The organism is Micromonospora sp. NPDC005171 (assembly GCF_040608575.1).
Lineage (GTDB): Bacteria > Actinomycetota > Actinomycetes > Mycobacteriales > Micromonosporaceae > Micromonospora.
The window spans coordinates 24158-33745 of record NZ_JBEXIM010000055.1 but is presented as its reverse complement, the minus strand read 5'-3'; the positions used below and the strand labels follow the sequence as shown (position 1 = coordinate 33745).

Annotated in this window: 8 protein-coding genes; 7 read left to right on the top strand and 1 reads right to left on the bottom strand. The window is 74.2% G+C overall.

Annotated elements, in window-relative coordinates; all coding sequences use genetic code 11:
- The first annotated feature begins 438 nt into the window (after nucleotides 1–438).
- Together ABZU74_RS32105 and ABZU74_RS32100 are read left to right on the top strand one after the other, a co-directional pair.
- The gene (locus tag ABZU74_RS32105; RefSeq protein ID WP_355431918.1) at nucleotides 439–1440 is read left to right on the top strand and encodes a hypothetical protein; all 1002 of its coding nucleotides are present in this window, start codon (nucleotides 439–441) and stop codon (nucleotides 1438–1440) included.
- Nucleotides 1437–2468, top strand: a complete 1032-nt coding sequence (locus ABZU74_RS32100; RefSeq protein WP_355431906.1) for an HAD-IIA family hydrolase — start codon at nucleotides 1437–1439, stop codon at nucleotides 2466–2468. The genes ABZU74_RS32105 and ABZU74_RS32100 overlap by 4 nt, the downstream gene beginning before the upstream one ends.
- 12 nt (nucleotides 2469–2480) lie before the next feature.
- On the opposite strand, the gene ABZU74_RS32095 is transcribed toward ABZU74_RS32100, so the two are convergent.
- The gene (locus ABZU74_RS32095) at nucleotides 2481–2819 is read right to left on the bottom strand and encodes an SCP2 sterol-binding domain-containing protein (protein ID WP_355431903.1); all 339 of its coding nucleotides are present in this window, start codon (nucleotides 2817–2819) and stop codon (nucleotides 2481–2483) included.
- 111 nt (nucleotides 2820–2930) lie between these two features.
- On the opposite strand from ABZU74_RS32095, the gene ABZU74_RS32090 reads away from it, so the two are divergent.
- From ABZU74_RS32090 to ABZU74_RS32070, 5 genes are all read left to right on the top strand, one after another.
- Complete coding sequence (locus ABZU74_RS32090) at nucleotides 2931–3506, top strand: hypothetical protein (protein WP_355431900.1); 576 nt, start codon at nucleotides 2931–2933, stop codon at nucleotides 3504–3506.
- 125 nt (nucleotides 3507–3631) lie between these two features.
- A complete protein-coding gene (locus ABZU74_RS32085) occupies nucleotides 3632–3814 on the top strand; it encodes a hypothetical protein (protein ID WP_355431915.1) in 183 nt (60 codons plus the stop codon).
- Nucleotides 3815–3852: 38 nt separating this feature from the next.
- Entirely contained in the window at nucleotides 3853–4716 is an 864-nt protein-coding gene (locus tag ABZU74_RS32080; RefSeq protein ID WP_355431898.1) for a TlyA family RNA methyltransferase, read from the top strand.
- Between the two features lie 103 nt (nucleotides 4717–4819).
- The gene (locus tag ABZU74_RS32075; protein ID WP_355431895.1) at nucleotides 4820–5704 is read left to right on the top strand and encodes an NAD kinase; all 885 of its coding nucleotides are present in this window, start codon (nucleotides 4820–4822) and stop codon (nucleotides 5702–5704) included.
- Nucleotides 5705–5862: 158 nt separating this feature from the next.
- Nucleotides 5863–9582, top strand: a complete 3720-nt coding sequence (locus ABZU74_RS32070) for a S8 family serine peptidase (protein ID WP_355431893.1) — start codon at nucleotides 5863–5865, stop codon at nucleotides 9580–9582.
- The last annotated feature ends 6 nt before the right edge of the window (nucleotides 9583–9588 follow it).

Below are 9588 nucleotides of genomic sequence, written 5' to 3'. Positions count from 1 at the left end.
GGTGGCTTCCGGGGCGGCGACCGCCGCGAAGGTGGCTTCCGTGGTGGCGACCGGGACGGTTCGCGTTCCAGCGCCCCCCGCGAGGGCGGCTTCCGTGGTGGCGACCGGGACGGTTCGCGTTCCAGCGCCCCCCGCGAGGGCGGCTTCCGTGGCGGTGACCGGGACAACTCGCGTTCCAGCGCCCCCCGCGAGGGCGGCTTCCGTGGCGGTGACCGCGAGGGCGGCTACCGCGGCGGAGAGCGTACCGGGGGTTTCCGGGCCGACGAGCGGCCGCGTCGCGAGGGGGAGTTCCGCCGTGACGACCGCGCGGGTGGCGCCGAGTCGTTCGAGGGCGGGCGTAGTTCGACCCCGGCGCTGCCGGACGACATCGTCGCGACCGACCTCGACAAGGACGTCCGCGCTGAGCTGCTCTCGCTGAACAAGCCGGTCGCCGAGACGGTGGCCCGACACCTGGTCGCCACCGGACAGCTGATCGACGAGGACCCGGCAGAGGCGTTGGCGCACGCGCTGGCCGCCCGGCGGCTCGCGTCGCGCATCTCCGCTGTCCGTGAGGCGGTCGGCCTGGCCGCGTACCACGCGGGGGAGTGGCAGTCGGCGATCGCCGAGCTGCGCACGTACCACCGGATGAGCGGGTTGCAGAGCCACCTGGCCGTCCTCGCGGACTGCGAGCGGGCCCTCGGCCGGCCGGAGCGGGCCATCGACCTGTTCCGTGGCGCGGACCGGGAGAAGCTGGACCAGGCGGTGGCCATCGAGCTGTTGATCGTCGCCGCCGGCGCGCGGGGCGACCTCGGGCAGAAGGACGCCGCAGTCGCGATGCTCCAGGTCCCGGACCTCACCAGCGAGGCCACCGTGCCGTGGACGGCCCGGCTGCGGTACGCGTACGCCGACGCGCTGCTCGCGGTGGGTCGGCGCGAGGAGGCCCGCGAATGGTTCTCCCGCGCTGCGGACGTGGACACCGAGGGCGAGACCGACGCCGCCGAGCGACTGCTCGAACTCGACGGCGTGGTCATCGAGGGTGACGACGAGGACGAGGCCGCCGAGGAGATCGCCGCAGGCCCGGGCACTCCTGGCGCGGTGCCGGCCCGACCCGACGCCGACCTGACCGGCGACGAAGACGACGACGAAGACGACGACGAAGACGACGAAGACGACGACGAAGACGACGACGAAGACGACGAAGACGACGACGAAGACGACGACGACGACGAAGACGAGGACTTCGACGACGACGAGGAAGACGCCGCTGTCGGCCGTCCGGCCGACGACGAAGGCTTCGACGACGAGGACGAGGACCGTCACCCCACCGAGAGCGGCAACGCCGACGGGGACACCGCTGGCGACAGCGGCGTCACCTCCGGCGACCCGGCCGACGCCGACCCGGCGGACGCCGACGGGACCGCGCCGGCCCGGGACGACGAGTCCGGTTCGACGCAGCGGTGAGCGCGGGCGTGGGGGAGCGGCTGGTCGACGGGTACACCCTTGTCGTCTTCGATCTGGACGGCGTCATCTACCTGATCGACCGGCCCATCCCCGGCGCCGTCGAGGCGGTGGCCCGGCTGCACGCCGAGGGACGGGCGGTGGCGTACGCCACCAACAACGCGTCCCGCCGGTCCAGCGAGGTAGCTAACCTGCTGACCGGGATGGGTGTGTCGGCCCGACCGGAGGAGGTCCTCACCTCCGCCGCCGCCTCGGCCGAGTTGCTGCGCGACCGGCTGCCCGCCGGCGCGTCGGTGCTGGTGGTCGGTGCGGAGGCGCTGCGCGCGGAGCTGCGCGCGGTCGGTCTCACCCCGGTCACCCAGGCCGACGAGAAGCCGGCGGCGGTGGTGCAGGGCTACGGCCCGCAGGTCGGCTGGGCCGAGCTGGCCGAGGCGTCGATCGCGGTGCGGGCGGGTGCGATCTGGATCGCCACCAACACCGATCGGACCCTGCCCAGTGGGCGGGGTCCACTGCCCGGCAACGGTTCGCTGGTCGCCGTGCTGCGTACGGCGCTGGAGCGGGATCCCGATGTGGTGGTCGGCAAGCCGGAACCGGCGTTGTTCGAGACCGCCGCTCGGCGCAGTGGCGGTGGGCGGAGTCTGGTGGTGGGTGACCGGCTGGACACCGACATCGAGGGCGCCCGCCGGGCTGGGCTGGACAGCCTGCTCGTGCTCACCGGCGTGCACGGCGTACCGGAGCTGCTGGCCGCCGAGCCGCAGCGCCGTCCCACGTACGTCGCGAAAGACCTGGCAGGGCTCTTCGACCCGGCTGCCGCCGTGCGGGTCCCGGGCCCGGCGGACGGTGGCGGCTGGTCCGTGACCGACCGGGACGGCACGCTGGAGCTGGCCGGGGCCGGCCGGCAGCTGGACGCCCTGGCCGCGCTGTGCGCGGTGGCCTGGTCTGCGTCGGTGCCGGCGCTGCCGAAGATCCGGCCGGTGGGCCCGGACGCGGCTCACGCGGTGGAGAGTCTCGGTCTGACCGCGGCCGCGTGACCCGGGCGGTCGTCAGAGCAGCTTGCGCAACTTGAGCAGGTCGAACGGGTTGGCCTTGATCGACACCCGGCGGGAGGTCACCGCGCTGGTGACGTCCAGGTCGCCCCGGACCAGGGCGAGCAGATCGTCGCTGGACGTGTTCAGCGCGATCTTGGCCTTGGGGTCGTCACCGTCGGTCAGCTCGACCAGCCGACCGCCGGTGATCCGGCCGTGGAACGCGGTGTCCAGGTCGGTGATCCGGCAGGCCAGCGTGCGGTCCAGGTCGATCCGTTCGCGTACCGTCTGGGCGTTGCGATCCAACCGGGCGGCCAGCTCCTGCAACGCCTGCCGGCACTCGTCCACGCTGGCCACATCTCCCCCTCGCTGATCGCCACGCCGTCCTCGGCACCGTACCGCACGGCTTGGTCCGGGGCGCCCGGTAGCGTGACACCTGCACACCCCGCCCCGTGGAAGGACTCAGGCATGCAGGACGCGTGGCGCGCCTACCTCGAGCTGGCCATGGGCCTTGCGGAGGCGCCGCGGAAGAAGGCCCAGGACGTGGCACGTCGCCTGGTCGGCTCCGGCGGTGCGACCGCCGCCCAACTCCAGGCCCTCGGCGAGGAGCTGGTCACCACCGGCGCCGCCAACCGGGAGGCGCTGACCAAGCTGGTCCGTTTCGAGGTCGACCGGGCCCTCGGTGCGGTCGGTCTGGCCACCGCCGACGAGGTCGCCGAGCTGACCCGGCGGGTGCACGACCTGGAACGGCAGCTACGCGAGGCGCGGTCCGCCGAGCCGACCGCCGGCCCCACGCCGCAACCCGGCCCGACCGTCGCCGCGCGGCCCGGCGCCGGGCTCGTGCCGTCCGACGCCTCGGCCGGTGCCCCGGTCTCCGCGCCGGTGGCGAAGAAGGCCGTGGCGAAGAAGGCGGTGGCCAAGAAAGCGATCGCCAAGAAGCCGCCGGCGACGATCAGCCGCACCGCCGACGAGGACGTCCCGACGCCGGCCGTGATGCCCGCCAAGAAGGCGGTCCGCAAGCAGCAACCGGACGACGCCGAATGACCCGGCCCGGTCCACCACCCGGCGGGTCCTTCCCGCCTCGGCCCGGCCCGCCGGCCGGAAGCTCGTTCCCGGCCCGGCCCGGCCCGCCAGCGGGTAGCTCGTTCCCGGCCCGCCCCGGCCCGCCGGTGGGGGCCCGCCCCGGGCCGCCGCCGGATCTCGGGGACGATGAGACGCGGCATCCGGCGGTGGACGCCGCCGTGCAGTCCCTCGCCAACGCGGCGACGCTCGCTCCGGCCGACCAGATCGCCCAGTACGAGGCGGCCTACGAGACACTGCGGGAAACCCTCGCCACCATCGACCAGACCTGAGCGGGACGACCAGGCCTGAGCAGACCGGAGAACCACCCATGGCACGTCGTAACCGGCTGGACGCCGAACTCGTCCGCCGCGGTCTGGCCCGCTCCCGTGAGCAGGCCGCCGCGTTGGTGGAGGCCGGCCGGGTCCAACTGCGGGGCGTGGTGGCCCGCAAGGCGGCCGCGATGGTCGACCCCGCCGACCCGCTCCTGGTGACCGGCGCCGACCCGGCCGAGGAGTACGTCTCGCGAGGTGGGCACAAGCTCGCCGGCGCGCTGGCCGCGTTCGCCCCCGGTGGGCTGCACGTCGCCGGGCGGCGTTGCCTGGACGCGGGAGCGTCGACAGGTGGGTTCACCGACGTGCTGCTGCGCGCCGGCGCGGCCGAGGTGGTGGCTGTGGACGTCGGCTACGGGCAGCTCGCCTGGCCGCTGCGCACCAACGAGCGGGTCCGCGTTCTGGAGCGCACCAACGTCCGTACCCTCGATGCTGACGCGATCGGTGGCCCGGTCGACCTGACGGTGGCCGACCTGTCGTTCATCTCGCTGCGGCTGGTGCTGCCGGCGCTGGCCGGCTGCACCCGCGACGACGGTGACCTGGCGTTGATGGTCAAGCCGCAGTTCGAGGTCGGCAAGGACCGGGTCGGTGCCGGCGGCGTGGTCCGCGATCCGGAGTTGCGCGCCGAAGCGGTGCTGGACGTGGCCGCGACGGCCGCTCGGCTCGGCCTCGGGCTGGCCGACGTGGCGGCCAGCCCGCTGCCCGGGCCGAGCGGCAACGTGGAGTTCTTCGTATGGTTGCGCCGGGGCGCACCAGCGGCCGACCCACAGCGGGTGCGGGCCGTGGTGGCGGCCGGGCCGGACGGCTCGACGACGGCCGGTGACGTGCCGGACGTGGCGGCGGCGGAGGAGGTCGCGAAGTGAACGCGCGCAGTGAGGGCGCGGCAACGGGCCGCGCGGTGGCACGCGGTCGTGCCGAGGCGCCGGTGGCGCGACGCCGCCGGGTGTGGCGTGGGCGGGCGGCCCGATGAGCCGGACCGCGCTGCTGGTGACCCACACCGGCCGTCGACGCAGCACGGAGCACGCCCGGTCTGTCGCCGCCGACCTGATCGCCGCGGGTTTCGAGGTACGGGTGGTCGCCGACGAGGCCGACGACCTCGACCTGCCCGGCGTGGTGCCGGTCGCCGGCCCGCAGGCCGCCGAGGGCGCCGAGATCGTCTTCGCGCTCGGTGGGGACGGCACCTTCCTGCGCGCCGCCGAGCTGGCCCGGCCCGCGAAGGCGCCGCTGCTCGGCATCAACCTCGGCAAGGTGGGCTTCCTGGCCGAGGCGGAGATCGACGACCTGGACACCGCGGTCCGGGACGTCGTCGGCCGCAACTACACGGTCGACGAGCGGCTCACCCTGGACGTCACCGCCGAGTTCGACGGCGGGCCGACGATCGAGTCCTGGGCGCTCAACGAGATCAGCATCGAAAAGGGCGAACGGGCGCAGATGCTCGAACTGCTCGTCGACGTGGACGGCCGGCCACTGTCCCGCTACGGCTGCGACGGTGTCGTCTGCGCCACCCCCACCGGCTCCACCGCGTACGCGTTCTCCGGCGGCGGTCCGGTGGTCTGGCCGGAGGTGGAGGCCCTGCTGCTGGTGCCGATCAGCGCGCACGCGTTGTTCAGCCGTCCGCTGGTCACGGCCCCGACGTCCACCTTCGTGATCACCGTCGACCCGTTCACCACCCTCGCCGTGCTCTCCTGCGACGGCCGGCGCGTCTACGACCTGCCACCCGGCGCGCGGGTGACGGTGCGCCGGGGCGCCCTGCCGGTACGCATCGTGCGGCTGCGTCCCCGCCCGTTCACCGACCGGCTGGTGGCCAAGTTCGGTCTCCCCGTGCACGGGTGGCGTGGCAGCCGCCGGTGACCGTTGCGCACACCGTCGGTGGAGGTGAGTTGTCCACCTGGCGACATGTCGCCGCTGCGGCGGCGGGCGACTAGTGACCTGGTGACACGCTCCGACGCAGACTCCGATCGGCCCTCATCTACGGATGGCGGGCCTGGAGGAGTAGAGGAGCGCATCGCATGCACTGGTCCCCACGCTGGCTCGCCGTCGGCGCGGTCGGCGCATTGGTGGTCGGCGTCGCCGCACCGGCGTCCGCCGACCCGCCCGCCCGGCCCACCGGCCCCACATCGGGCACGCCCACCCCGCACGCGGCACCCGTCCGCGTCACCCTGATCACCGGCGACCAGGTTGACCTGGTGCAGGCGGCACCCGGTCGGGTCGCCGCCACCGTCCACCCCGGCCCGGGGCGCAACCGGATCACCTTCCAGACCATCGAGGCCGACGGCGGGCTGCGGGTGCTGCCCAGCGACGTCGTGCCGTACCTCTCCGCGGGGGTGCTCGACCCCGACCTGTTCGACGTCCAGGAGTTGGCGGCCGACGGGTACGGCGACGCCGCGCAGGGCGCGCTGCCGCTGATCGTCCGCTACCAGGAGCCGGCCGCCGGGCGGGTCAGGCCGATGGCCGGCGCCACCGACACGCGTCCTCTGGAGAGCATCAACGGGGCCGCGCTGCGGGTCGACAAGGGTGACCTCGGTGGCCTGTGGAACACCCTCGCCGGCACGCCGACCGCCCGGAGGACGGCCGCCGCGCCGAAGCTCGGCGCCGGTGTCGCCCGGATCTGGCTGGACGGGAAGGTCCACCCGACGCTGGAGCACAGCGTGCCGCAGATCGGCGCGCCGATCGCCTGGGCCGCCGGCCGCGACGGCGCCGGCGTGAAGGTGGCGGTGCTCGACACCGGTGTCGACGCCACCCACCCCGACCTGGCCGGTCGGATCGCCGAGGAGCAGGACTTTTCCGGCAGCGGTAGCGCCCGCGACGGGCACGGCCACGGCACCCACGTGGCCGCCACCATCGCCGGCAGTGGCGCGGCGTCCGACGGGAGACGCAAGGGCGTTGCCCCGGGCGCACGGTTGCTGGTCGGCAAGGTGCTCGACGACGCCGGCTCCGGCTACAGCTCGTCCATCATCGCGGGCATGGAGTGGGCCGCCCACTCCGGCGCGAAGGTGGTCAGCATGAGCCTCGGTGGCGACCCCACCGACGGCACCGACCCGATGAGCCAGGCGGTGAACGACCTGACCGCCGAGACCGGCGCGCTGTTCGTGGTCGCCGCCGGCAACTCGGGCGCCGCGCGTACCGTGGGCGCGCCTGGCGCGGCCACGTCGGCGCTCACCGTCGGCGCCGTGGACCGCGCCGACAACCTGGCGGAGTTCTCCAGCCGGGGCCCGCGCCTCGGCGACAACGGCCTCAAGCCCGAGATCACCGCGCCGGGCGTCGGCATCGTCGCCGCCCGGGCCGCCGGCACCGCCATGGGTACGCCTGTCGACGACAACTACACGACCGCGTCCGGCACCTCCATGGCCACCCCGCACGTGGCCGGAGCGGCAGCGATCCTCGCCCAGGACCACCCGGACTGGCCCGCCGCGAAGCTCAAGGACGCGCTGGTCAGCACCACGAAGGCGAACCCGGCGTTGACCGTCTTCGAGCAGGGCGCCGGCCGGGTCGACGTGGCCCGCGCGCTCGGGCAGCGGGTGTACTCCTCCGCCACCGCCGACTTCGGCCGGCTCAGCACCGGTGGCGCGACGGTCGAGCGGACCGTGACGTACACCAACAGCGGCACCACCCCGCAGACCCTGCGGTTGGCGCTGGAACTGCGCAACCTGGACACCCGTGCGGCCGAGACCGACGGGGTCGCGGTCGGCGGCGCCGAGGTGACCGTACCGGCCGGCGGCAGCGTCGCCGTGCCGCTGCGGGCGGACCCGGCGAAGCTGGACCGGGGTCTGCACAGCGGCTGGCTGGTCGCCACCGGCGCGGACGGCGTCGCGGTGCGCACCGCCGTCGCGCTCACCCTCAGCGGTCCGCTGCACACGGTCACCGTGCGGGCGCTGGACATGCAGGGTCAGCCGGGTCTCGCGTCGGTGCTCACCCTCTTCGGTGAGCAGCCCGAATCCGACTGGCTCGGCTGGGTCGGCGGCGAGGTGCAGCTCCAGGTCGAGGAGGGCCCCTACCTGGTCGAGGCGCTCATCGAGCACGGTGCCCCGCTGGACGAGCAGATCACCCTGGTCACCGACCCGGATCTGCTGGTCGACAGGGACCTCACAGTGGTGCTCGACCCGCGCAAGGGCACCCCGGTGCGGATCGAGACGCCGAAGCCCACCGAGCAGCGGTCGACGATCAGCTTCTACGAGCACCGGGTCTTCGGCAACGGCCGGCAGATCGACCACGGCGTGATGACCTACAGCACCATCCAGCAGGTGAACGTCACGCCGACCCGTCCGGTGCGCCAGGGCGAGTTCGAGTTCGCCTCGCGCTGGCAGTTGGTCGCGCCGATGGTGGACGCGAAGATCAGCGGGGTGTCCGGTCCGCTGGACATCAATCTGATGGGCTACTCGCCGGCAACGGCCGACAGGCGTCAGCTGCCGCTGGTCTGGGCCGGCACCGGCACCCCCGCCGAGCTGACCCGGGTACGCGGCGCCGCGGCGCTGCTCACCGCCAGCCCGGACGCCTCGGAGGAGGAGCAGATCGCGGCGGCGGCCGCCGCCGGCGCGAAGGTGGCGCTCGTCGTCCGACCGGCCGACTGGAGCGCGTGGACGTCGTGGACCCCGTTGGGCGACCGGCTGCCGATCCCGTCGATGGCGGTGGCGTACGACGACGGGCAGAAGGTCATCGCGGCGGTCCGGAAGCGCCACACGACGCTTGACCTGACGCTGACCGTGGACAGCCCGTACCTGTACGACGTGTGGCAGGTGTCGAAGGGGCGGGTCCCGGAGCGGATCATCCACAAGGTCACCGACGGGAACACCGCCGAGGTGACCGCCCACTACGGCAACGTCGGCGGGGAATGGGCCAGCGAGCAGCGGTTCGGGTGGCGTCCGTGGCAGGACACCGCCTGGAACGACAACCAGCGGCTGGTTCGTGCCGGCACCACCCGGCGGGAGTTCGTCAGCGCCGGTGACAACTGGTGGCAGCAACGGGTGCTGCACAAGCTCATGTTCATGCAGTGGGGGCAGCTGACCGGTGGCCTGACCCAGCAGCCCCGACGCTACGCCGCCGACGACCGGGTGACCGAGACCTGGCACGCGCCGGTGATCCGCCCGGCCGTCCCGGCCAGCGGGGTGCCGGTGCCCACCCGCACCGGTGACAACCTTGAGCTGCGGGTGCCGGAGTTCGTCGACGCCGATGGGCACTACAGCGTGGCCGGCGAGAGCGAGGAGGCGGACACCGTCGCGGCGCGGGTCAGCCGCAACGGGCAGCAGATCGCGGACCTCTCCGACGGCTGGGCGCCGGTGCCCACGACCGCCGGGGCGGCCCGCTACCGCCTGGACGTGACCACCCAGCGGTCCTCGGTCGAGTGGCGCTACGGCACGCGGACCGACACGGCCTGGGAGTTCACCTCGGCCCGACCGGCGAGCGACGCCGCCACCCCGTTGTCGCTGCTCCAGGTGGACTACCGGGTGCCGGCCGACCTGCTCGGCACGGTACGCGGCAACCGGTCGCACCAGCTCGGGCTGACCCTGCGGCAGCCGGCCGGGCTGCCGGCGCCGACCGGCACGAGCGTCCGCGTGCAGGTCTCCTTCGACGGGGGCGTCACCTGGCGCAACGCGCCGACCACGGGGTCGGGCACCCGCTACACCGCGACCGTGCCGGCGGGGCGCGGAACGGTGTCGCTGCGGGTGCACGCCGCCGACCGGGCCGGGAACACCGTCGACCAGACGGTGCTCCAGGCGTACGGGCTGCGCTGATCGGGG